The sequence below is a fragment of the Parendozoicomonas callyspongiae genome, assembly GCF_023502345.1.
In the GTDB taxonomy this organism is placed as follows: domain Bacteria; phylum Pseudomonadota; class Gammaproteobacteria; order Pseudomonadales; family Endozoicomonadaceae; genus Sansalvadorimonas; species Sansalvadorimonas callyspongiae.
Genome location: NZ_JAMFLX010000184.1, coordinates 1 through 231, shown reverse-complemented (window position 1 = coordinate 231; position 231 = coordinate 1). Strand labels below are relative to the sequence as shown.

Below are 231 nucleotides of genomic sequence, written 5' to 3'. Positions count from 1 at the left end.
TTAAAGCCTGGCGATGACCTACTCTCACATGGGGAAACCCCACACTACCATCGGCGATACTTCGTTTCACTGCTGAGTTCGGGATGGGATCAGGTGGTTCCAAAGCTCTTTGGTCGCCAGGCAAAACTGATGATGAAGAGGTTTTTGGTCTCTTCATCTATAGAATCTGTCGTTAGTTGCTGACACTTTTGTGTGTAGCTTATCTCGTTCGCGTTATCTGGTGTACAGATC

Annotated in this window: 1 rRNA gene; it reads right to left on the bottom strand. The window is 47.2% G+C overall.

Going from position 1 to position 231, the window contains the following annotated elements:
- Nucleotides 1-5 precede the first annotated feature (5 nt).
- Nucleotides 6-121: ribosomal RNA gene (gene rrf / locus M3P05_RS20850) — 5S ribosomal RNA — on the bottom strand.
- Between the last annotated feature and the right edge of the window lie 110 nt (nt 122-231).